Annotated in this window: 17 protein-coding genes; 9 read left to right on the top strand and 8 right to left on the bottom strand. The window is 65.2% G+C overall.

The window, feature by feature from the left end; all coding sequences use genetic code 11:
* Positions 1-33 precede the first annotated feature (33 nt).
* From L6D75_RS10770 to L6D75_RS10745, 6 genes are all read right to left on the bottom strand, one after another.
* On the bottom strand, positions 34-1215 hold the full coding sequence (locus L6D75_RS10770; protein WP_176513797.1) for a BaiN/RdsA family NAD(P)/FAD-dependent oxidoreductase: 1182 nt from the start codon (positions 1213-1215) through the stop codon (positions 34-36).
* A 132-nt stretch (positions 1216-1347) separates the two neighbouring features.
* Complete coding sequence (gene dbpA / locus L6D75_RS10765) at positions 1348-2685, bottom strand: ATP-dependent RNA helicase DbpA (protein WP_236193528.1); 1338 nt, start codon at positions 2683-2685, stop codon at positions 1348-1350.
* Positions 2686-2797: 112 nt separating this feature from the next.
* Entirely contained in the window at positions 2798-4225 is a 1428-nt protein-coding gene (gene mdtD / locus L6D75_RS10760; protein WP_176513801.1) for a multidrug transporter subunit MdtD, read from the bottom strand.
* A 100-nt stretch (positions 4226-4325) separates the two neighbouring features.
* A complete protein-coding gene (locus L6D75_RS10755) occupies positions 4326-5651 on the bottom strand; it encodes a TldD/PmbA family protein (protein ID WP_236193525.1) in 1326 nt (441 codons plus the stop codon).
* Positions 5651-7093 carry a TldD/PmbA family protein gene (locus L6D75_RS10750; protein ID WP_176518133.1) on the bottom strand — a complete coding sequence of 481 codons (1443 nt, stop codon included), beginning with the start codon at positions 7091-7093 and terminating at the stop codon, positions 5651-5653. The genes L6D75_RS10755 and L6D75_RS10750 overlap by 1 nt, the downstream gene beginning before the upstream one ends.
* A 31-nt stretch (positions 7094-7124) precedes the next feature.
* The gene (locus L6D75_RS10745) at positions 7125-8927 is read right to left on the bottom strand and encodes an acyl-CoA dehydrogenase (RefSeq protein ID WP_176518134.1); all 1803 of its coding nucleotides are present in this window, start codon (positions 8925-8927) and stop codon (positions 7125-7127) included.
* 169 nt (positions 8928-9096) lie between these two features.
* Between L6D75_RS10745 and L6D75_RS10740 the strand changes: the two genes are divergently transcribed.
* Positions 9097-9735 (top strand): hypothetical protein, encoded by a 639-nt coding sequence (locus tag L6D75_RS10740; RefSeq protein WP_176518135.1) that lies wholly within the window; start codon positions 9097-9099, stop codon positions 9733-9735.
* 114 nt (positions 9736-9849) lie between these two features.
* Positions 9850-10230: a hypothetical protein gene (locus tag L6D75_RS10735; protein ID WP_236193524.1), complete on the top strand. Its 381-nt coding sequence runs from the start codon at positions 9850-9852 to the stop codon at positions 10228-10230.
* Between the two features lie 53 nt (positions 10231-10283).
* Here L6D75_RS10735 and putA read toward each other — a convergent pair whose 3' ends face one another.
* A complete protein-coding gene (gene putA, locus L6D75_RS10730) occupies positions 10284-14237 on the bottom strand; it encodes a trifunctional transcriptional regulator/proline dehydrogenase/L-glutamate gamma-semialdehyde dehydrogenase (RefSeq protein ID WP_176518137.1) in 3954 nt (1317 codons plus the stop codon).
* A gap of 33 nt (positions 14238-14270) precedes the next feature.
* Complete coding sequence (locus tag L6D75_RS10725) at positions 14271-14522, bottom strand: hypothetical protein (protein ID WP_176518138.1); 252 nt, start codon at positions 14520-14522, stop codon at positions 14271-14273.
* Between the two features lie 74 nt (positions 14523-14596).
* On the opposite strand from L6D75_RS10725, the gene putP reads away from it, so the two are divergent.
* From putP to L6D75_RS10690, 7 genes are all read left to right on the top strand, one after another.
* The gene (putP, locus tag L6D75_RS10720) at positions 14597-16075 is read left to right on the top strand and encodes a sodium/proline symporter PutP (protein ID WP_176518139.1); all 1479 of its coding nucleotides are present in this window, start codon (positions 14597-14599) and stop codon (positions 16073-16075) included.
* A gap of 183 nt (positions 16076-16258) precedes the next feature.
* Positions 16259-17095: a 23S rRNA (adenine(2030)-N(6))-methyltransferase RlmJ gene (locus tag L6D75_RS10715; RefSeq protein WP_016395292.1), complete on the top strand. Its 837-nt coding sequence runs from the start codon at positions 16259-16261 to the stop codon at positions 17093-17095.
* Positions 17096-17333: 238 nt separating this feature from the next.
* Positions 17334-19091: a carbamoyltransferase family protein gene (locus L6D75_RS10710; RefSeq protein WP_176516160.1), complete on the top strand. Its 1758-nt coding sequence runs from the start codon at positions 17334-17336 to the stop codon at positions 19089-19091.
* Positions 19075-20205, top strand: a complete 1131-nt coding sequence (locus L6D75_RS10705; RefSeq protein WP_176516158.1) for a glycosyltransferase — start codon at positions 19075-19077, stop codon at positions 20203-20205. Before L6D75_RS10710 ends, L6D75_RS10705 begins: the two co-directional genes overlap by 17 nt.
* On the top strand, positions 20205-21101 hold the full coding sequence (locus L6D75_RS10700) for an antimicrobial resistance protein Mig-14 (protein ID WP_176516156.1): 897 nt from the start codon (positions 20205-20207) through the stop codon (positions 21099-21101). Before L6D75_RS10705 ends, L6D75_RS10700 begins: the two co-directional genes overlap by 1 nt.
* Positions 21098-22501 (top strand): PIG-L deacetylase family protein, encoded by a 1404-nt coding sequence (locus tag L6D75_RS10695; protein ID WP_176516154.1) that lies wholly within the window; start codon positions 21098-21100, stop codon positions 22499-22501. The genes L6D75_RS10700 and L6D75_RS10695 overlap by 4 nt, the downstream gene beginning before the upstream one ends.
* Positions 22502-22548: 47 nt before the next feature.
* The gene (locus L6D75_RS10690) at positions 22549-23505 is read left to right on the top strand and encodes a glycosyltransferase family protein (RefSeq protein WP_176516152.1); all 957 of its coding nucleotides are present in this window, start codon (positions 22549-22551) and stop codon (positions 23503-23505) included.
* The last annotated feature ends 48 nt before the right edge of the window (positions 23506-23553 follow it).

The following is a 23553-nucleotide window of genomic DNA, read 5'->3' as shown; positions in this document are numbered from 1 at the left end:
AGAAGCGTTCCGTGCTGCTGAATGGATTCTACTCTACACGAACTGCGCCGCAGCGTTGGCCGATGCCCAGGCCCACTGGAAATTGAAACCGCCCAGGTGGCCGGTGACATCCAGCACTTCACCGATGAAGTACAGCCCAGGGCTCTTCAGCGATTCCATGGTCTTGGACGACACCTCGCGGGTGTCGACACCGCCCAGGGTCACCTCGGCGGTGCGATAGCCCTCGGTGCCGGCCGGCACCAGCTGCCAGGCGGCCAGCTTGTCGGCGATCTGCGCCAGTTCCGCCGGGGTGTACTGCTTCATTGGCTTGGATTCGAACCACTGCTCGGCCAGCAGGTTGGCCAGCTTGCGGGTGAATACCTCGCCCAGCACCGTCTTGAGCTCGGCGTTGGCGCGTTCGGCTTGCTGCTGTTGCAGCCAGGCCAGCGCATCGCGATCGGGCAGCAGGTTGATCTCGACGGTGTCGCCGGCTTCCCAGAACGATGAGATCTGCAAGATCGCCGGGCCACTCAGGCCGCGGTGGGTGAACAGCAGGTTTTCGCGAAAGCTGGTGCCGTTGCAGCTGGCCGTGCAGTCCAGCGAGGTGCCCGAAAGCTCGGTGCACAGTGCCTTGAGTTGGGGCTCGGTGATGGTGAACGGCACCAGGCCGGCGCGGGTCGGCAGCAGGGTGTGGCCGAACTGGCGCGCCACCTGGTAGCCGAAACCGGTGGCGCCCAGGGTCGGGATCGACAAGCCGCCGGTGGCGATCACCAGCGACTGGCAGGCGAACTGGCCGGCGCTGGTTTGCAGCAGGTAGCCGCCTTCGGTCTTCTCGATGTGCTGGATGCTGGTTTCCATGCGCAGTTCGGCACCGGCCTCGGCGCATTCGGCCAGCAGCATGTTGAGGATGTCGCTGGCCTTGTTGTCGCAGAACAGCTGGCCGAGCTTTTTCTCGTGGTAGGGCACGCCGTGCTTGGCCACCAGCTCGATGAAGTCCCACTGGGTGTAGCGGGCCAGGGCCGATTTGCAGAAGTGCGCGTTGTGCGACAGGAAGTTGGCCGGCTCGGTGTACAGGTTGGTGAAGTTGCAGCGCCCGCCGCCGGACATGAGGATCTTCTTGCCGGGCTTGTTGGCGTGGTCGAGCAGCAGCACCCGGCGGCCACGGCGGGCGCTGAGCTGGGCGCACATCAGGCCGGCGGCGCCGGCGCCGAGGATGATCACGTCGGTGGAGTGCACGGTATACCTCTTGGTAATAGGGGCCGCGGTGCGGCCCAATCGCCGGCAAGCCGGCTCCCACAAGGGCGGGCACACTCCTCATGTGGGAGCCGGCTTGCCGGCGATTGGGCTGCAACGCAGCCCCAGGAATCGTCAGATAATGCGGACTTTCAGGGCCCGGCCCTTGATCTTGCCGCTGTTCAGCCGCTGCATGGCCTGCTTGGCCAGCGCCCGCTCCACGGCAACGAACGCCTGGAAGTCGAAGATGGCGATCTTGCCCACCTGCTTGCCCGGAATGCCGGCATCACCGGTCAGCGCACCCAGGATGTCTCCCGGGCGCAGCTTGTCCTTGCGCCCGGCGGCAATGCACAGGGTGGTCATCACCGGCAGCAGCGGCTCGCCGCCTTTGTGCTTCAGGCTGTCCAGCTGGTCCCAGCGCAGCGGGCTCTTCTGCAGCGCTTCGATGGCCTGGGCGCGGTGGCCTTCGGCTGGCGCCACCAGGCTCACGGCAATGCCTTTCTCGCCTGCACGGCCGGTGCGGCCGACGCGGTGCACGTGGATTTCCGCATCACGGGCCAACTCGACGTTGATGACCATGTCCAGGCCATCGATGTCCAGGCCACGGGCGGCCACGTCGGTGGCCACCAGCACCGAGCTGCTGCGGTTGGCGAACATGGTCAGCACCTGGTCGCGGTCGCGCTGCTCCAGGTCGCCGTGCAGGGCCTGGGCGACGATGCCCTTGGCGGTCAGGTGGGCCACCACGTCCTCGCACTGCTGCTTGGTGAAGCAGAACGCCACGCAGGACTGCGGGCGGTAGTGGCCGAGCACGCGGGTAACGGCCTCCAGGCGCTGCTGCGGGTCGATCTCGATGAAGCGCTGCTCGATCTGGTTGTCGGTGTGCAGGCTCTCGACCTTCACTTGCTGCGGCTTGCGCATGAAATCGGCGGCCAGCTGCTCGATGCCGGCCGGGTAGGTGGCCGAGAACAGCAGGGTCTGGCGGCGCGACGGGGTCTTGCCGATGATGGCGGCGATGGCGTCGAAGAAGCCCATGTCGAGCATGCGGTCGGCCTCGTCGAGCACCAGGGTGTTGAGCCCGTCGAGGACCAGGGTGCCCTTGTCCAGGTGCTGCTGGATGCGCCCTGGGGTGCCGACGATGATGTGCGCACCGTGCTCCAGCGAGGCGATCTGCGGGCCCAGCGACACACCGCCGCAGAGGGTGAGGATCTTGATGTTGTCCTCGGCCCGGGCCAGGCGCCGCAGCTCCTTGGCCACCTGGTCGGCGAGCTCGCGGGTGGGGCACAGCACCAGGGCCTGGCAGCCGAAGTAGCGCGGGTTGATCGGGTTGAGCAGGCCGATGCCGAAGGCGGCGGTCTTGCCGCTGCCGGTCTTGGCCTGGGCGATCAGGTCCTGGCCCTTGAGGATGACGGGCAGGCTCTGGGCCTGGATGGGCGTCATCGAGGCATAGCCGAGGGCGTCCAGGTTGGCCAGCATGGCGGCGGACAGCGGCAAGGTAGCAAAGGCGGTGGATTCGGTGGTCACGAGGCGGGCCTGCGGTGCGAAGCGAAAAATGCCGCACAGTCTACCAGCCCCATGGCCATTCGCCCTACGATTCCACGTGTTGTTCCGGACGACGGGCACGCCTTCCGTCCGTCGGCGCCAGTTGCAGGAAGATCGCCGCGGCCAGCATGGCCATGACGCCGATGGTCACGAAGGTCAGCTGGAAGGCCTGCAGGGTGGTTTCCACGCCTTCGGCGCTGCCGGCGGCGGTGAAGCCGCCGAGCAAGGCGCCGGCGCAGGCCACGCCCAGGCTCAACGACAGCTGCGCGACCACCGACAGCAGGCTGTTGCCGCTGCTGGCGGCGGCATCGTCGAGGTCGATCAGGGTCACCGTGTTCATGGCCGTGAACTGCATCGAGTTGACCGCCCCGAGCAGGCCCAGTTGCACCAGCAGCACGGCATAGGGGGTCTGCTCATCGACCAGCCCCAGGCTGGCCAGCAGCAGGCCCAGCAGCAGCGTGTTGCCGGTGAGCACGATGCGGTAGCCCAGGCGCTCGATCAGCGGCCTGGCGATGGACTTGGCAAGCATCGCCGCCGCCGCCAGCGGGATCATGCTCATGCCCGCCTGGGCCGGCGAATAGCCCAGCGCCACCTGCAGCAGCAACGGCACCAGGAACGGCAGGGCGCCGCTGCCCAGGCGCGCGAACAGGTTGCCGAGGATGCCGATGGCGAAGGTGCGCACGCGAAACAGGCTGGGCGAGAACAGCGGCTCCGGGTCGCGCCCGGCGCGCAGCCAGTAGGCGGCCAGGCAGGCCATGCCGGCGAACAGCAAGAGCATGACCCGCAGGTGCGGCAGGTGCAGTTCGCCCAGGCCTTCCATGGCGATGGTGATCAGCACCATCGCCGCGCCAAAGAGGATGAAGCCCGGGCCGTCGAAGGTGGTGCGCTCGGCGCCGCGCAGGTCGGGGATGAACTTCCACACCGCATAGCAACCCAGCGCGCCCACCGGCAGGTTGATCAGAAAGATCCAGTGCCAGCTGAGGATTTCCACCAGCCAGCCGCCCAGGGTGGGGCCCAGCAGCGGGCCGAGCAGGCCGGGGATGGTGATGAAGCTCATGATCCGCACCAGCTCGGTGCGTGGGTAGGCGCGCAGCACCACCAGCCGCCCCACCGGCAGCATCAGCGCGCCGCCCAGGCCCTGTACCACGCGGGCGAAGATCAGGAAGCCGAGGCTGTTGGTCATGGCGCACAGCAGCGAGCCGAAGCTGAACAGCAGGATGGCGCTGAAGAAGATGCGCTTGGTGCCGAAGCGGTCGGCGATCCAGCCCGAGGCGGGGATCAGCAGGGCCACGGTGAGCATGTAGGCAATGATCACGCCCTGCATGCGCAGCGGGTTTTCATCCAGGGAGCGGGCCATGGCCGGCAGGGCGGTGTTGAGGATGGTGCCGTCCAGGGACTGCATGAAGAAAGCGATCGCCACCACCCAGGGGATCCAGCGGGCGGTGGTCGGGTCCAGCGGGGTGCGTTCGGGCATGGCGTCCTCTTCCGTCTGTCCGGGCCTCATCGCCGGCAAGCCGGCTCCCACAGGGGTGTTGTGGGAGCCGGCTTGCCGGCGATGAGGCCCGGATGGCCAATCACAATGTCAAGGTCAGCCCTTTGACCAGCGCCCCCGGCAAATGACTCGACCCGGTACTGCGCTGCCCATAGGTACTGGTCGACAGGATCATCTCGCGCTCGCAGGTCAGGTCTTCCAGCTGGCTGCCCAGCAGGCTGTACAGGCTGTCATCGAAGCGCATGGTGCTGACTGGCCCCTGGATCTGCCCGTTCTCCACCCAGAAGGTGGCAAAGCGGGTCAGCCCGGTCATGCGCGCGGCGGGCAGGTCCGAGTAGTTCAGGTACCACAGGTTACTGATGTATAGCCCAGTGCCCAGGCGCTCAAGAATCTGCTCGTGGGCCAAGCCGCCGGGCGCCAGGCTCAGCGCGCAGGGCGACTCGTAGCTGTCGGCGCCGTTGCTGGGCAATTCGAACTCCACTGCACTGCGAGCGCTGACCAGCTTGTCCACCGCGCGCCCCTGGCTGATCAGCGGCACATCCAGGCGCGGCGAGCCCTCATCGGAAAACGCCGGGCTCAACGAACCACTGACCTGTTCGCTGAAGCTGACCTGCGGGCTCAGCCGCGCATCGCCGTTGTACAAGCGCTGCAGGGCACTGTTGCCGGTGGCCAGCGCCTGGGCCGAGAAACCGCCCCAGCACAGCATGCCGGCGATTTCGTCCATGGCGGCAGGTGCCAGGTAGGCGCGGTAGCTGCCGGGCTTGAGGGTGACTGCCGGGCGGCCGAGGAAGCCCAGCTGCTCACGGGCCTGGCGCAGGCGCGCGCTGAACTCGTCGGCGTTCCACACCTGGCCGGCATAGTTGGCTTTCACGGCCTGGCCATTGCTGTGGAACAGGCTCCAGTCGAAGTTGAAGCTGTTGGCCTGGTGCCAGCCAAAGGCGCCGAAGGAGCTGGCGAAACCGCGGCAGATCGGGCCGGCGGCATAGATGCCGACCAGGTCCAGGTCGCCCGCTTCGCGCTCGAGCAGCGCCAGCACTTCGCTCAGCGCCGGCAGCGGCTGTTGCTGCTGGCTGTGGCTGTGCCAGGCGTTCTCGTCCAGGCGCAGGTAAGGGTCCACGGCCAGCAACGGCAGGGTCTGGCGCAGTTGCTGCAAAGCCTCGCCCAGGCGCTGGCGGTCCAGCTGCGCATCGTCGCTCAAGGTGACCTGGTGTTCGGCCTGGCGCCCGTCACGGATCAGCCGCAACTGCGCGCTGGCCTGGCTCACGGCGCCGGCCTGGCGCACCTTGGCGTGGTTGAAACGCACGAACTGCGAGTGTTCGGCGCTGTAGCCGAGGGTGAACTGCTCGCCGGGTTGCAGTGCATCGCGCAGCACGCCCACCAGGGCTTCGAATGTTTGCTGTGGTGTCATCAGGCGTCTCCCCCGAATACGTCGATCTGGCGGAACACGCAGGCGGGCGAGGCGTGGCCCACGCGTACCACCTGGTTGGGCTCGCCCTTGCCGCAGTTGGGCGTGCCCAAGACCTGGAAGGTGCTGCGGTCGCCGACCGCCGCCAGGTTGCCCCAGAACTGCGCGGAAATACCGCGGTAGTTGGGGTTCTTGACGATGCCCTTGAGCTCGCCGTTTTCGATCAATTGCCCCCATTCGCAGCCGAACTGGAACTTGTTGCGCGCATCGTCGATGGACCAGGAGCGGTTGGTGCGCATCAGGATGCCGTGCTCGATGCCTGCGATCAGCTGCTGCAGCGGCTGGTCGCCGGGCTCGATGTTGAGGTTGGCCATGCGGTCGATCGGCGCGCGGTTCCAGCCGCAGGCACGGCTGTTGGCCACGCCGTCCAGGCCTGAGCGGAACTGCGACAGCGCACCGCCCAGCGGGCGCAGCAGCAGGCCGTCGCGAATCAGGTACTGCTTGCGGGCCGGGGTGCCGTCGTCGTCGTGGCTGTAGCTGGCCAGCTCTTCGCCGATGGTCGGGTCGAAGGTCACGTTGAGCCATTTGGAGCCGTACTGCAGGTGGCCGAAATCGCTGGCTTTGACGAAGCTGGTGCCGGCGTAGTTGCGCTCGTCGCCGAGGATGCGGTCCATCTCCAGCGGGTGGCCGATGGACTCGTGGATCTGCAGCATCATCTGGTCGGGCATCAGCAGCAGGTCGCGGGCGCCGCTGGGGGTGTTGGGCGCCAGCAGCAGTTGCAAGGCCTCGTCGGCGATGTGGCGGCCGGCGCCGACCAGGCCGCAGCGCTCGATGACCTCGAAGCCGCCCTGCTGGCCGAAGTTGTCACGGCCAAGGCTACGGCTCTGGCTGTCTTGCCCGTCGCTGGCGGTCACGCCAAGGCCTGGGAACAGGAAGCGCTGGGCATGGCGCAGCTCGGCGCCGGCGCTGTTCAGGTAGGTCTGCTCGACCAGGCTCATGCCAAGGCTGGCCTGCCAATCCACTAGGCGGCTGTCCTTGGGCACGCTGGCCGATTCGGCGGCGAGCAGGCCAAGGCAGTCGGCGAGGCTCGGCAGCGGTTGCTCGAAGTTGGGCGACACATGGTCGTGGCGCGCAGCGGTCACCGCTTGCTCGCGCAGGTCGAGCAGGCTGTGCCGGGCGATTTGCCGGGCCAGGTTTTCGGCCTGTTCGAGGGCGCGCTGCAGGCCTTGCTGGGACAAGTCGGCGGTGGCCGCATAGGCCTCCACGCCATTGACCCGCACGGTGAGCATGGCGCCTTCGTCCTGGCTGAACAGCGGCGGCTCGGCGACGTTGCGCCGAACCGAAAGTGATTGGTGCGACTGTTTTACATGACGCAGGGAAAACAACTCGGCCGTGCTGCGCAGCGCGGCGAAGCGCTGGCGCAGCAAAGCGCTGGAATCGAACATGGAAAAGCCTCCGTGTACACGGTGGCTCCCCCTAGAACCACCCCTCTTGCATGGCCAGGCAGGTATCGTCGCGCGCCTCGAGCAATGCCAGCTCATTATGGCAGCCAGGTACTTCCCAGGTCAGGAAATAACGTGCGGCCTGCAGCTTGCCCTGGTAGAAGTCGCGGTCGCTGGCATTGCCCTCGAGCAGGCCCAGTTCGGCGTGGATGGCCTGCTCCAGCCAGCGCCAGCCGACCACGCAATGGCCGAACGCCTTGAGGTACAGCGCGGAGTTGGCCAGGGCGCCGGCGACCTTGCCGTGCGCCAGGTCGCCGAGCAGGGCCAGGGTCACGGCCTGCAGGCGATTGACCAGTTGCTCCAACGGCTGGCGCAGGGCGTCGAGGTTCGGATGATGGCTGGCGCGTTCGCCGGTTGCGGCGATCAGGCGGATCAGCAGTTTCAAGCCGGCGCCGTTGTTCTGCGCCAGCTTGCGCCCGAGCAGGTCGAGCGACTGGATGCCCTCGGTGCCCTCGTGGATCGGGTTCAGGCGGTTGTCGCGGTAGTACTGCTCCACCGGGTATTCGCGGGTGTAGCCGTGGCCGCCGAGGATCTGGATGGCCAACTCGTTGGCCTTGAGGCAGAAGGCCGAGGGCCAGGATTTGACGATCGGGGTCAGCAGGTCGAGCAGTTCCTTGGCCTGTTGCCGTGCGTCTTCATCGGGGGCGGTGTGGGTGTCGTCGAACAGGCGCGCAGCGTACAGGCCGAGGTCGAACGCGCCCTCCACGTAGGCTTTCTGCGCCAGCAGCATGCGCTTGACGTCGCTGTGGTTGATGATCGGCACGGCCGGGCTGTGCGGGTCCTTGCTGTCCGGCAGGCGGCCCTGCGGGCGCTGGCGGGCGTACTCCAGCGAGTACAGGTAGCCGGCGTAGCCGAGCATTACCGCGCCCATGCCGACGCCGATGCGCGCCTCGTTCATCATCTGGAACATGCAGGCCAGGCCCTGGTGGGGCTGCCCCACCAGGTAGCCGACGCATTCGCCGTTGTCGCCGAAGTTCAGCGCAGTGGAGGTGGTGCCGCGCCAGCCCATCTTGTGGAACAGGCCCGCCAGCAGCACATCGTTGCGCGCACCGCGGCTGCCGTCGTCGTTGACCAGGTACTTGGGCACGATGAACAGCGAGATGCCCTTCACCCCGGCGGGGGCGTCCGGCAGCTTGGCCAGCACCATGTGCACGATGTTTTCCGACAGCTCGTGGTCGCCGCCGGAGATGAAGATCTTGTTGCCCTTGAGCCGATAGCTGCCGTCGCCGGCAGGTTCGGCGCGGGTGCGGATATCGGCCAGCGAGGAGCCGGCGTGGGGCTCGGTCAGCGCCATGGTGCCGTAGTAGCGGCCTTCGATCATCGGCTGCAGGTACAGGCGCTTTTGTTCTTCGCTGCCGAAGGTTTCGATCAGGTTGGCCGCGCCCATGGTCAGGAACGGGTAGGCCGTGGTGCCGGCGTTGGCCGCCTGGAAGTGCGCGAAGCAGGCTTGCGAGACCAGGCTGGGCAACTGCATGCCGCCCACTTCGAAGTCGCGGTTGGCGTTGAGGAAGCCTGCTTCGAGGAAGGCGTCCACCGCAGGCTTGACCTCGGGAATCAGCTCGGCGCGGCCGTCCACATAGCGCGGCTCGTTCTCGTCGGCCTTGCGGTTGTGCGGGGCGAAGTACTTCTCGGCGATGGTGCGGGCGGTGGACAACGCGGCGTCGAAGGTTTCGCGGCTGTGCTCGGCGAAGCGCGGGCGTTGGGTCAGGGCTTGGGCGTCGAGCACTTCGTAGAGTTCGAAGGCGAGGTTGCGGGAGCTGAGCAGGGTCTCGGGCATGGGGGCGGTCCTTGGGCGGGCTTGGGCCGAGTCTAGGGATTGAGGGGGAAGGGGGACAGGTTAATTGGTGTGGGTGATATGGGTTCAGAAGATGACGTGGCCGATGAGGGCTCGCCCGGTGCCCGACGGGGTGTCTATAGGAAAATTCTTACTTGCGCCTAGGACGCGTATGGCAGATTCCCTTGCGATAGAGCGGTTGAATAGTGATCCCTTTCAAGTCGCGGGCTGGATATCAATGTCGTTAGAGTCAAACGCCTCATTTATGGTTAACCGGCAGTTTTTCGTCGTGTCCCCCAAGAAGTTTGCAGTTATGACAATTTTTACATTCGGCGGGTATTCGCTTTTCTGTTTTTATCGTTCCTGGGTGTTGCATCGTGCTGCTACGGGAGAGCGGGTTTTACCGCTCATGCGCGCACTCTTTGGCCTCTTCTTCATGTACTCACTTTTCAGGCGCGTCGATAAAAAGATTTGCCAGACGGGGCGCAGCTACACGTGGTCTCCGGCTAAGCTGACGGTCGCGATTGTTCTTGGATGGATAGTGCTCTTGTTAGTGGATCAGGGGTTGTGGCAGAGCCATCCACATCTGGCGAGTTCATTGCTTATTGGAGCCTTTGGCCTGCAGGTGTTTGCGCTCACCCGGGTTCAGTGCGCCATTAACTTCTGTGAAGGAGATGAGAGTGGGCAGTCGAACGCCAAATTCACCATTGCGAACTGGCTAGGGATGGCGTTGGGCCTTGTGATGTGGCCCTTGCTTATTCTGTTGACGCTGCTTTCCGTGTTGTTGAGTTACAACATTGTCGGCGCTTGATTGGGCGCCTGTGGGAGCCGGCTTGCCGGCGATAGGGCCAGATCAGCCAGTAGAGAGATTTCAGGGATGTGTGTATCAAACGCATGGCGTTCCACGCTGTTGTTCTGGAGCGCCATGGATGCCTTCTATATCGGTTTTGTGTTGTTTAGCAGCCTGCGCCGGGGTGCGATACCGCTTTGGACCGACCTGAATGATGCGCTCGGCAACATGAACAATTGGGGTGGCGGTCTCGAGGTAATGATATGGATAGGCCTTGCTGTACAGCTTTCCGTGGTTGTGAGCTGTGTGCTGTTCTATAGAGGTGGCAGGTCGGCTATCTACTTTGCGGCTGTGCAGTTTCCATTTCGAGCGTTCTTCATTGTTCCGTCGGTGTCTGTTTTCTTGATGGTGCCGGCTTTGGTTGCCGGCTTGAGTAACTGGGTGTGGGCTTGCCTGTTGGTGGCTTCCGAATTGGCCAAGGCAGTGAGTTTATGGCGCCAATACAGGCACCTTTGACCCACAAAAAAAGGAGAGCCTAAGCTCTCCTTCTTCACCACCAACCCTCAGCCTCAGCCAATGGTCATCAAGCTGGCGTTGCCCCCCGCCGCAGCGGTGTTCACGCTCACCGCCCGCTCAATCACCAAGCGCTCCAGCGCAATCTGGTGATCACCGCTGGACAGCCCGTGCACGCCAACGATCGCCCCGGCACGCTTGGCCACCTGCTGGCAAACGCCTCGCAGCTGGTCCGAGTCGCCATGGTGGATCACGGCATCGAACGCCACTTCATCCTTGTTCCAGTCCGCCACCAGCTTGACCTTGGCCTGCAGCTCCTTCGGCAGGCGGCCGCGCAGGGCTTTGCCTGGTTCGTCATCCACCCACACCGCCGAGCTGCCGACTGCCAGCACCGCGGCAAACTGCGCGAGCAGGTCAGCCTCGTTGTCGGCCAGGCACAGCACATGCTCGCGCGGCAGAATAGTGTAGCTGTTGCGCTCGCCGGTCGGGCCAGGCAGCAGGCGGGCGATGCCGCTTTGCGACTGGCTGGCGAACTGCTCGCACAGCGCGACCAGGTCGGCTTGCTGGTTGCCCTGGGCCCAGGCCTTGAGGCTGTGCAGCGGCTTGATCAGTTGCTCGTGCAGGGTGCGGTCCGGCTTGCCGTCGCCGTCCTGCTGCTGGAAGTGGCGGCCAATCGCGTCGGCCGGGCGGGTCGACAGCAGGCGGTACAGGTACAGCGGGCCGCCGGCTTTCGGGCCGGTGCCGGACAGGCCTTCACCGCCGAACGGCTGCACGCCCACCACGGCGCCAACGATGTTGCGGTTGACGTACATGTTGCCGGCGTTGGCGTGCTCCACCACCTTGGCGATGGTCTCGTCGATGCGGGTGTGCACGCCGAGGGTCAGGCCGTAGCCGGAGTCGTTGATCTGCTCGATCAGCTGGTCGAGGTTGCGGCGGTTGTAGCGCACCACGTGCAGCACCGGGCCGAAGATCTCGCGCTTGAGCTCGTCGAAGCTTTCCAGCTCGATCAGGGTCGGCATGACGAAGGTGCCGCGCTTGACCTCGGCCGCATCGGCGATGGCCACCTGGTAGACCGCGCGGCCTTTCTCGCGCATGCCCTGGATGTGCTTCTCGATGCCGGCCTTGGCCTCGGCGTCGATCACCGGGCCGATGTCCACGGCCAGGCGGTCGGGGTTGCCCAGGCGGCTTTCGGCCATGGCGCCCTTGAGCATCTCGATCACGCGGTCGGCGGAGTCTTCCTGCAGGCACAGTACGCGCAGGGCCGAGCAACGCTGGCCGGCACTGTCGAAGGCCGAGGACACCACGTCGATCACCACCTGCTCGGTCAGCGCCGAGGAGTCGACGATCATCGCGTTCTGCCCGCCGGTTTCGGCGATCAGCGGGATCGGCCGGCCCTGGTTGTCCAGGCGCCCGGCGACATTGCGCTGCAGCAGGCGCGCCACTTCGGTGGAGCCGGTGAACATCACGCCCTTGACCCGTTCGTCGCCGACCAGGCCGGCACCGACGGTTTCGCCGCGCCCTGGCAGCAGTTGCAGCACGCCTTGCGGGATGCCGGCTTCGAGCAGCAGGCGCACGGCCTGGGCAGCGATCAGCGGGGTTTGTTCGGCCGGCTTGGCCAGCACCGGGTTGCCGGCGGCCAGGGCCGCGGCCACCTGGCCGGTGAAGATCGCCAGCGGGAAGTTCCACGGGCTGATGCACACCACCGGGCCCAGTGGGCGGTGGGCGTCGTTGCTGAAGTCGTGGCGGGCCTGCACGGCGTAGTAGCGCAGGAAGTCCACCGCTTCGCGCACTTCGGCGATGGCATTGGCGAAGGTCTTGCCGGCCTCGCGGATGAGCAGGCCCATCAGCGGCTGGATCTCGGCTTCCATCAGGTCGGCGGTGCGCTCGAGAATCGCGGCGCGCTCGGCCGGCGGGGTGGCCTGCCAGATCGGTGCGGCATTCAGCGCGCACTGGATGGCGTTGTCGACGTCGGCGACCGTGGCTTCCTGCACGTGGCCCACCACATCACGCTGGTCGGCCGGGTTCAGCACTGGCACGGCAGCGGCCTCGCTGGCGGCGCAGGCCAGCAGCGGGGCGGCTTTCCAGGCGTTGTTGGCGGTGGCCAGCATGGCGCAGGACAGCGATGCCAGGCGGTGTTCGTTGGCCATGTCGATGCCGGCCGAGTTGGCCCGCTCGCTGCCGTACAGGTCGCGCGGCAGGGGGATGCGCGGGTGCGGCAAGCCGATGCTGCCTTCCTGGGTGCCCATGCGCTCGATGCTGGCGACCGGGTCGGCGACCAGTTCCTGGATGGAGATCGAGTGGTCGGCGATGCGGTTGACGAACGAGGTGTTGGCGCCGTTTTCCAGCAGGCGACGAACCAGGTAGGCCAGCAGGGTTTCGTGGGTGCCGACCGGTGCGTACACGCGGCACGGCCGGTTCAGCTTGCCTTCGGAAACCTTGCCCACCACTTGTTCGTACAGCGGCTCGCCCATGCCGTGCAGGCACTGGAATTCGTACTGGCCTGGGTAATAGTTCTGGCCGGCGATGTGGTAGATGGCCGACAGGGTGTGGGCGTTGTGGGTGGCGAACTGCGGGTAGATGGATTCTGGTACCGCCAGCAGTTTGCGTGCACAGGCAACGTAGGAAACGTCGGTGTACACCTTGCGGGTATACACCGGGTAGCCTTCCAGGCCATCGACCTGGGCGCGCTTGATCTCGCTGTCCCAGTAGGCGCCTTTCACCAGGCGGATCATCAGGCGGTGGCGGCTGCGCTTGGCCAGGTCGATGACGTAGTCGATCACATACGGGCAGCGCTTCTGGTAGGCCTGGATGACGAAGCCGATACCGTTCCAGCCGGCCAGCGAAGGCTCGAAGCACAGGCGCTCGAGCAGGTCGAGGGACAGCTCCAGGCGGTCGGCTTCTTCGGCGTCGATGTTCAGGCCGATGTCGTACTGCTTGGCCAGCAGGGTCAACGCCAGCAGGCGTGGGTACAGCTCTTCCATCACGCGCTCGTACTGGGCGCGGCTGTAGCGCGGGTGCAGTGCCGACAGCTTGATCGAGATGCCCGGGCCTTCATAGATGCCACGGCCATGGGAGGCCTTGCCGATCGAGTGGATCGCCTGCTCGTAGGAGGCCAGGTACTTCTGGGCGTCGTGCTCGGTCAGTGCGGCTTCGCCGAGCATGTCGTAGGAATAGCGGAAGCCCTTGGCTTCGAAGCGGCTGGCATTGGCCAGGGCTTCGGCGATGGTTTCGCCGGTGACGAACTGCTCGCCCATCAGGCGCATGGCCATGTCGACGCCCTTGCGAATCATCGGCTCGCCGCTCTTGCCGATGATGCGGGTGAGCGAGGAGGTGAGGCCGGATTCGTTGTGGGTGGAAACCAGCTTGCCGGTCAGCAGCAGGCCCCAGGTAGCGGCGTTGACGAACAGCGACGGGCTGTTGCCCAGGTGCGGCTGCCAGTTGCCGGTGCTGATCTTGTCGCGGATCAGCGCGTCACGGGTGCCTTTGTCGGGGATGCGCAGCAGGGCTTCGGCCAGGCACATCAGGGCCACGCCCTCCTGGGACGACAGCGAAAATTCCTGCAGCAGGCCCTGAACGATGCCTGCACGGCCACCGGCGCTCTTCTGGTTACGCAATTTTTCGGCAAGGCCCGCCGCCATCTTGTTGGTGGCCTCTGCCAGCGGTGCGCTCAGGCGCGCCTGCTCCAGCAGCATCGGTACCACTTCCTGCTCGGGGCGGCGGTAGGCGGCAGTGATCGCCGAGCGCAGCACCGATTGCGGAAGGATGCTTTCGGCAAATTCCAGGAAGCACTGATGGCTGTGTTCGGCCTGGACTTCGCCGGCATCGTCGGCGGCATTGCTGGCATGACCGTTGAGTTCGGTCAGGGTGGCACCACCCTCGAGCTTCTCCAGGTAATTGAAGATCGCTTGCTTGATCAACCAGTGCGGCGTGCGGTCGATGGACTGCGCAGCGGCCTTGAGTCGCTCGCGGGTCGGGTCGTCAAGTTTGACCCCAAGGGTGGTCGTCGCCATTTCTTATCCTCATTATTGGCCATCGGTCGTGGCCTAAGCTGGCGTCAAGAGTATCTGTAGGACAATTCGGGTGCAACCAGGTGCAACCCGAATTTTTTGTGTAAAAGGTGCAACTCGTCCGCTGCTATTTTCGGCAGGTAAAAAACTGACTTTTGCCGCAGTTTTTCTGCTGAAAAACCCGCTTATCGCACCAAAAGGGAGCAAAAAAGCCACTTGAGCTGAAAATGCACGGCCGGGTGCAACTTGCAAATGAAAAATGGTTGCACCTACTTTGCGTTGTTGCATAGGATTCGCGGCCTGGGTGCAACCGTCTCGCTTACGGGTGCGCATGAGATAAAAACAAACGCCAGGGCACACGCATGGGCAATCCACTAACGATCACTTTCGTGGTCTACATCGCGGCAATGGTGCTGATCGGCTTCGCCGCCTATCGCTCCACCAACAACCTTTCCGACTACATCCTCGGCGGACGCAGCCTGGGCAGCGTGGTCACCGCGCTTTCCGCGGGCGCCTCCGACATGAGTGGCTGGCTGCTGATGGGCCTGCCGGGCGCCATCTACTTCTCCGGCCTGTCCGAGGCCTGGATCGCCATCGGCCTGACGGTCGGTGCCTACCTCAACTGGCTGTTCGTTGCCGGCCGCCTGCGCGTGCAGACCGAGCACAACGGCGATGCACTGACCCTGCCGGACTACTTCTCCAGCCGCTTCGAAGATGCCAGCGGCCTGCTGCGGATCATCTCGGCCATCGTCATCCTGGTGTTCTTCACCATCTACTGCGCCTCCGGCATCGTCGCCGGTGCCCGTCTGTTCGAGAGCACCTTCGGCATGCCTTACGAGACCGCACTGTGGGCGGGTGCCGCGGCGACCATCGCCTACACCTTCGTCGGCGGTTTCCTGGCGGTGAGCTGGACCGATACCGTGCAGGCCTCGCTGATGATCTTCGCGCTGATCCTGACGCCAATCATCGTGCTGATCTCCACCGGCGGCATCGACACCACCTTCCTCGCCATCGAGGCGCAGAACCCTGCCAACTTCGACATGTTCAAGGGCGCGACCTTCATCGGCATCATCTCGCTGATGGGCTGGGGCCTGGGCTACTTCGGCCAGCCGCACATCCTGGCGCGCTTCATGGCCGCCGATTCGGTCAAGTCGATCGCCAACGCCCGCCGCATCTCCATGACCTGGATGATCCTGTGCCTGGGCGGCACCTGCGCCGTGGGCTTCTTCGGCATCGCCTACTTCTCCGCGCACCCCGAGCTGGCAGGCCCGGTCACCGAGAACCATGAGCGCGTGTTCATCGAGCTGGCAAAGATCCTGTTCAACCCATGGATCGCCGGTGTGCTGCTGTCGGCCATCCTGGCGGCGGTGATGAGCACCTTGAGCTGCCAGCTGCTGGTGTGCTCCAGCGCCCTGACCGAAGACTTCTACAAGTCGTTCCTGCGCAAGAATGCCTCCCAGCGCGAGCTGGTGTGGGTCGGCCGCCTGATGGTGCTGGCCGTGGCGCTGATCGCCATCGCCATGGCCGCCAACCCGGAAAACCGCGTGCTGGGCCTGGTGGCCTACGCCTGGGCCGGCTTTGGTGCCGCCTTCGGCCCGGTGGTGCTGATTTCGGTACTGTGGAAGGGCATGACCCGTAACGGTGCGCTGGCTGGCATCGTGGTGGGTGCGCTGACCGTCATCCTGTGGAAGAAATTCGACACCCTCGGGCTGTACGAAATCATCCCGGGCTTCCTGTTCGCCAGCATCGCCATCGTGCTGGTGAGCAAGCTGGGCAGCCCGTCCAAGGGCATGGTCGCGCGCTTTGAAACGGCCGATGCGGCCTATCACGCCGACAAGTAACGCGTGGTGATTGGCCTGGCGCCATCGCCGGCAAGCCGGCTCCTACAGGTATGGCGCTGCTCTTGAGGGTAGCGCTCAACGTGTGGGAGCCGGCTTGCCGGCGATGGCGGCGGCGCCGATCGACAGCCAGGCCTGACTCCGTGCGCAAGGCGAGGTAAACTTGCCGCCCCCGCAGGAGTTTCCATGAACTATCGTCACGCCTTCCACGCCGGCAACCACGCCGACGTCCTCAAGCACATCGTGCTGACCCGCCTCATCGCCCTGATGTCGCGCAAGGAGCAGCCGTTCGCCTATATCGACACCCATGCCGGCCTCGGTCTGTATGACCTGCAGGGCGACCAGGCGACCCGTACCGGTGAATACCTCGAAGGTGTCGCGCGCCTGTGGAACCGTGATGACCTGCCGGCGATGGCTGCCGACTACCTGCGCATCATCAAGCGCCTGAATGCCGATGGCGAGCTGCGCTACTACCCGGGTTCGCCGGAGCTGGCGCGCCGCCTGATGCGCCAGCAGGACCGTGCGCTGCTCAACGAGAAGCACCCCGAAGACGGCCCGCTGCTCAAGGAAAACATGAAGAAGGACCCCCGCGTGGTGGTCCATCTGGGCGAGGGCTGGCACGTGCCGCGGGCGCTGCTGCCGGTGCCGGAGAAGCGCGCGATCATGCTGATCGACCCGCCTTTCGAGCAGGCCGATGAGCTCAAGCGCTGCACCACCTCGATGAAAGAGGCGATCGGCCGCATGCGCCAGACGGTCGCGGCGATCTGGTACCCGATCAAGGACCAGCGCTCGCTGACCCGCTTCTACCAGGACCTGACCAGCACGGGCGCGCCCAAGCTGCTGCGGGTCGAGCTCTATGTGCATCACCAGGACAGCCCGCAGGGCCTGAACGGCTCGGGCCTGGCCATCGCCAACCCGCCATGGGGCCTGGAAGACGAACTCAAGGAGCTGCTGCCGTGGCTGGCCAAGGAATTGGCACAGACGGCGGGTAGCTACCGGATGGACTGGCTGATCGCCGAGTGACCTGCGGCGGCATCCCTCTGTAGGAGCGGCCTTGTGTCGCGAAAGGGCTGCGAAGCGGCCCCGACATTTTCCGCGTTGCTGCTAAAAACTGGGGCCGCTGCGCGCCCCTTTCGCGACACAAGGCCGCTCCTACAAGGGGGCGGTGTGTCGTACTTGTTTGCGTTATAATCTCGCCCTTTAGCCGCCACCCGCCCACGAGGCCGCTGGCGCATCTCTACCGAATGAAGAGGCTAAACCCTTGGCATTGACGATTCTTGGCCTGTCCGGCGCCCTTAGCCATGACCCTTCCGCGGCCCTGTACATCGACGGCAAGCTGATTGCCGCCGCCGAAGAAGAGCGCTTCGTGCGTGACAAGCATGCGAAGAACCGCATGCCTTACGAGTCGGCGAAGTTCTGCCTGGAGCAGGCGGGCATCAAACCGTCCGATGTCGACGTGGTCGCCATCCCGTTCGCGCCGATCAGCCTGTTCGGCAAGGCCCGCTGGCACTATGCCAAGCGTTACTGGTACGCCCCGGACCGCGCCCTCGACGCCATCCTGATGGGCAACCGCCGCTACAAGCGCTACCGCAAGAAGATCGTCTGGTGCCTGGAGCAACTGGGCTTCGACCCGAAAAAGGTCAAGATCGAGCCGGTCGAGCACCACCTGGCCCACGCCTCCAGCGCCTACCACTGCTCGGGCTTCAAGGAAAAGACCGCGATCCTCGGCATCGACGGCAAGGGCGAGTACGCCACGACCTTCTTCGGCTACGGCGAAAACGGCAAGATCCACAAGATCAAGGAATTCTTCGACCCGGATTCGCTGGGCGGCCTGTATGGCGCGATCACCGAATTCCTCGGCTTCGAGATGCTCGATGGCGAGTTCAAGGTCATGGGCATGGCGCCGTATGGCGATGCCAGCAAATATGACTTTTCGCGCCTGGCCAGCTTCGAGAACGGCGAGCTGGTGATCAACACCGAATACGCCAACGTGATCGGCCTGCGCCGCTATAAAGAGAAGGGCAAGGGCTTCTACTTCTCGCCCAAGCTGATCGAATGGCTGGGCCCCAAGCGCGAAGGCGACATCGCCGACGAGCCGTACATCCACTATGCGGCCAGCATGCAGGCGCTGTTCGAGAAGCTGGCGCTGCAGATGATCGACCACTACCTGGGCGACACCCTGCGTGAAACCGGCAAGCTGGCCTTCGCCGGCGGCTGCGCGCTGAACGTCAAGCTCAACCAGAAGATCATCGCCCGTCCCGACGTGAAGGAACTGTTCGTCCAGCCGGCTTCCGGCGACGCCGGTACCGCTGTGGGTGCCGCTGCCTATGTGTCCCACGCCCGTGGCGTGCCGGTCGAGAAGATGGAACACGTCTACCTCGGCCCGTCTTACTCCAACGAGGACGTGATCGCCGCCTGCGCACGTCACCCGAACCAGCCGAAATGGCGCAAGCTCGACAACATGCCGCAGCAGATCGCCAAGATCATGGTCGACGGCAACCCGGTGGCCTGGTTCCAGGGCCGCATGGAGTTCGGCCCGCGTGCGCTGGGTGGTCGTTCGATCATCGGCTGCCCGAGCGTCGAAGGCGTGGCCGACCGCATCAACCACCAGATCAAGTTCCGCGAGCGCTGGAGACCCTTCTGCCCGTCGATGCTCGACACCGTCGCGCCGCAGATGATCAAGGTCGACCATCCGGCGCCGTTCATGACCTTCACCTTCGAAGTGGCTGAAGAGTGGAAGACCCGCGTACCGGAAGTGGTGCACGAGGACGGCACGTCGCGAGCCCAGGTGCTCAAGCGCGAGTACAACCCGCGCTACTACGACATGATGAAGGCGCTGGAGGACCTGACCGGCAACGGCGTGTCGCTGAACACTTCGCTGAACCGCCGCGGCGAGCCGATGATCTGCTCGCCGACCGATGCCCTGAACATGTTCTTCGGTTCGGACCTGCAGTACCTGATCATGGAAGACATCCTGGTCGTCAAGGACGGCGCGGCCGCGTATGACCAGCCGCTCTGAACCGCGTGTGCTGCAGTTCTGCCATGGCTATGACGGGCCGTTCCTCGACTGCGCCCGTCAGTACGCCAGCCTGTTCCAGGGCAGCGGCTACAAGGTCACCACGGTCTTTCTCACCGGCGCCCGCGACCCGCAGGTCGCGGCCGGTTGCGCGTCGGACGAGGTGCTGTTCCTGGAATTCAGCTCCAAGGCCGTGCGCGGCCTGAAGCTCGGCGCCATCCGCGCCTTGCGGCGCATTGCTGCCGAGCGCGATTTCAGCTTCTGCATCGCCCACCGCTTCAAGCCGATCTATATAACGTTGCTGGCGACTGGCCTGCCGGTGATTGGCGTGCACCATGCCTTCGGCGACTATCAGCGCAAGGGGCGGCGGCTGTTCGCCAACCTGTTCAGCAAACGTTTGAGCCTGCTCGGCGTGTCGGATGCGGTGCGTGACGACATGCGCCGCTGCTTGGCGCAGTGGCCTGCCGAGCGCATCCAGACCCTGTACAACCGCATCGACATCCAGGCCCTGGAAGCGGCCCTGGTGCCTCGCGCCGAAGCGCGCGAGGCGCTCGGGCTGGATGCGCAGGCGTGGGTGGTGGGTAACGTCGGGCGCCTGCACCCGGACAAGGACCAGGCCACCTTGCTGCGTGGCTTTGCCCAGGCGCTGCCGATGCTGCCGGCTGGCGCACGCCTGGCCATCCTTGGCAAAGGCCGCCTGGAAGACAAGCTCAAGGCACAGGCCGCAGAGCTGGGTATCGCCGGGCAGGTCGACTTCCTTGGCCAGGTACCCGATGCGCGCCGCTATTTCCAGGCATTCGACGTGTTCGCCCTGAGCTCCGACCATGAGCCGTTCGGCATGGTCCTGCTCGAAGCCATGGTCGCCGGCGTGCCGGTGCTGGCCACGGCCTGCGGTGGCGCACGCGAGGTGGTCGAGGGCGTGGGCATGCTGTTCCCGCTCGGCGACGCCGGGCAGCTGGCCCAGGGCCTGCAGCACATGGCCCAGCTCGATGCGCAGCAGCGCGAGGCGTGCGCCATGCACATGCTGCAACGCCTGCAGCAGCGGTTTTCCGACCAGGCGGTGCGCGAGGCCTTCTGGCAATTGCCGCAGGTACGTGCGTTGGTGGCGAAGGCGTGATGCTCAATCATATTCAAGCGTTTCGCGAGCGCGGCTGGCAGGTCATCGATGCCGCCACTTATGCCCAGGCCTGGGCGCGCTTCGGCGGCAGTGTGGCGACGCATCCGCTGGTGATCGAACAGCTCGCTGAGCTGGCGCAGATCCCCGTGCGTTACCTGGGCTGGCACCAGGCGGGCGAGCTGAAGGCGGCCATTCCTGCCTGGGGGCGTCACCTGGCGCTGTCCAAGGAGGTGCTCAAGCGCGCGGGCAAGAAGGGCCTGTTCGACCTGGGCAATGCCGAGATCCTGCTGCCGGCCGCCGCCGATGCTGCGGCGCCTTTGCGCCATGCCGGGCGCTATCTGTCCGAACTGAGCCAGGGGCGCTTCACTGGCCTCAAGGCGCAGAAGGAGCAACTGGCCATGGCCAGGGCGCCTGAAGACCTGTCGAAGAAATTCCGCTACAACCAGCGCCGCGAGTTGCGCCTGCTGGAAGAGGCGGGTGGCGTGGTGCGCCCGATCAGCGAGTTCAGCGCCAGCGAGATCGCGGCCATGTACCTGGACCTGTTCCAGCGCCGCTGGAATTTCCCGGCCACTGGCGCCGAGCGCATGGCCGAGGTGATCGAGCGCTTGCGCGAGCTGCTGATCGGCTCGGTGCTGATGCTCGACGACAAGCCCATCGCCATTCAACTGGTGTATCGGGTCGAGGCGCCGGAATGGGTCAGCGTCGAATACGTCAACGGCGGCGTCGACCCTGAAACCAAGGCGTTCAGCCCCGGCAGCGTGCTGAGTTTCCTCAACACCCAGGCTGCCTGGGAAGATGCCCGGGCGCGCAACAAGCCGCTGCGGTTCTCGTTCGGTCGTGCCGACCGCGAGTACAAGGACCGCTGGTGCAACCCCGTGCCGGTGTACCAGGCGTGAGTCGCAAGCAGCAGTTGCTCAAGCGCCACCGGCGCAACAAGCGCCTGGGCCTGCTGGCTGGCCTGGTCGCGCTGGTGTGCCTGGGCGTGTTCGCCTGGTGGTGGCTGCCGCTGTTGCTGCTGCCACTGCTGTGGGCCGCGCACGAGGCCTGGTTCGCCGATCACCTGTTCTATGCACCGAACGAAGACTATGCCTACCGCTTTGGCGAGCACACCCGTGAAGGCGCCGTCACCTGGCGTGGCGGGCTGCTCAAGGCCGATACGCTACTGCAAGGCGATGAAACGCTGATTCTCGAAGTGCGGGTAAAAAGCGGCTGGCTGGGGCGTTTTCTCGACCCGCGCGTCGAGCTGCTGGCCGATTCGGGCAGCGACAGCCAGGCGTTCGAGCGGGGCGTGGATGGGGTGCGCTTTCTCAACCTGACCGGGCTGGCCACACCGCTGCAGGCGGGTACGCTGCGGGTGCGTGGGCGTCATTGCCGCGTGCTGGGCGAGCCGCGCCTGTGGGTAACGCCCAGTGTCGAGCTGCAACGGCGCCGGGTGATGGTGATTGCGCCGCATGCTGATGATGCGGAACTGGCGGCCTACGGCTTGTACAGCCAGGCAGACGAAACCTGGGTGGTGACCCTGACCGCTGGCGAGATCGAGGCCCAGCATTATCAGCAGATGGGCTTGGCCAAGGCCGAGGCCGCCCGCCTCAAGGGCCGCCTGCGTGCCTGGGACAGCATTGCCGTGCCACGCTGGGCCGGGGTGCCGGAAGCGCATTGCCTGCAGCTGGGCTATTTCTGCCTGCAGCTGCCTGCCATGCAGGCCGCGCCGGATACCCCGGCCGCCTCCCGCGAAGCGGACATGGCCGATATTCGCCCGTTCCGCCAGTTCAACCCGTTCCCGTTGCCGGGTGACAGCGATGGCGCGCCGACCTGGCGCAACCTGCTGGCCGACCTGCGTGCGCTGCTGGAGATGGCCAAGCCCGAGGTGCTGGTCATGCCGCACCCGCAGCTCGACCCCCACCCCGACCATATCTGTGCCCAGGCCGCTGTGCTGGAGGCCCTGCAGGGCCTGGCGTGGCAGCCGCAGACGCTGCTCTGCTACGCCAACCACCTGCATGACAACGACCGCTGGCCGATGGGTGACAGCGGCGATGGCGTGGCCCTGCCGCCGCAAATGAGCGCCGAGCAGGCCTGGGCGCCGTGCACCTTGGTGCTGGACCTGGCGACCCAGCGCGACAAGGCCATGGCCCTGGGCATGATGCACGACCTGCAGCCCCGGGCGCCGTTCAAGCGTCGCCTGCGCCGGTTGCTGCAGCGCTGGCTGGCTGGGCGGCGGCCTTCGCCCTACGGCGAGAACGAATTCTTCCGCAAGGCCGTGCGCCGCCATGAACTGTTCTGGCGCCGCGAGCTGTAACAACGCTGATGGTTGACCGCGAAGGCGCAGAGCGCCAAAGGAAAGCAATGAAAGTCCTATTTCTGGTGCAGAAGGAACAGCGGGCCATCCTCGATCGCCTGTACGACGGCGTCGCGGCCAACTGCGAGTGCGACTTGCGCTGGCTGACCAGCGAAGACCAGCGCAACCTGCGCCGCTACTTCAAGCGTGAAGTGCAGGTCGAGCGTTATGACCGCATCGTCTTCTTCCTGCGCTTCAAGCAGGAAATCCGCCAAGTCGCGTTCATCCGCACGGTGCCCAACCTGGTCATCCTCGAGCACGACGCCTACCAGAACTACATCCCTTGCAAGTACACCGGCAAGTTCAGCGCCCATTACCGCAAGTTGCCCTGGGCGCGGGTGATCAGCTCCGGCTACATGGTCAGCGAGCGGCTGCGCCAGGAAGGGTTCGATGCGGTCTTCGTGCCCAAGGGCTACGATGAGCAGCTGCTCAACGACCAGGGCCGCGAGCGCGACATCGAACTGGCCTTCGTCGGCAGCACCAACAGCGTCGCCTACAGCGGGCGCAAGGCGCTGCTGGACGAGCTGGGGCGGGTGGAAAACCTGGTGGTGACCCGTACCAAGTCGGGCGAGGACTACTGCAACACCCTCAACCGCATCCGCTTTTTCGTCAGTGCCGATGTCGGCATGGGCGAGTACATGATCAAGAATTTCGAAGCCATGGCCTGCGGTTGCGTGCTGCTGGCATTCGACCAGGGCGAGGAAGAAAACCGCGCCCTGGGCCTGCAGGACATGCACAACGTGGTGTTCTACGACAGCATTCCGACCCTGCAGGCAAAGCTGAAAACGTTGCGCGCCGACCCTGCGTTGGCACGGCAAATTGCAGAAAACGGGCGCCATTTGGCAGTTTCCCGTTTCAGTTTTGCTGAAGTTGGCCGTAGCATCGTCGACCACATGCGCCCGGCACTGAGGCTGCACCCACCCCTGTCCGCATGGCAGCGGTTGCGCTTGAAGTTGGGAATTTAACCAAAAGAACTTTCGTGCTCACGGACCGGGAACGGGAAGTCGATTGTC

The organism is Pseudomonas faucium (genome assembly GCF_021602585.1).
Lineage (GTDB): Bacteria > Pseudomonadota > Gammaproteobacteria > Pseudomonadales > Pseudomonadaceae > Aquipseudomonas > Aquipseudomonas faucium.
Note: the sequence above shows the minus strand (reverse complement) of the source record. Positions and strands in the feature narration are given on the sequence as shown.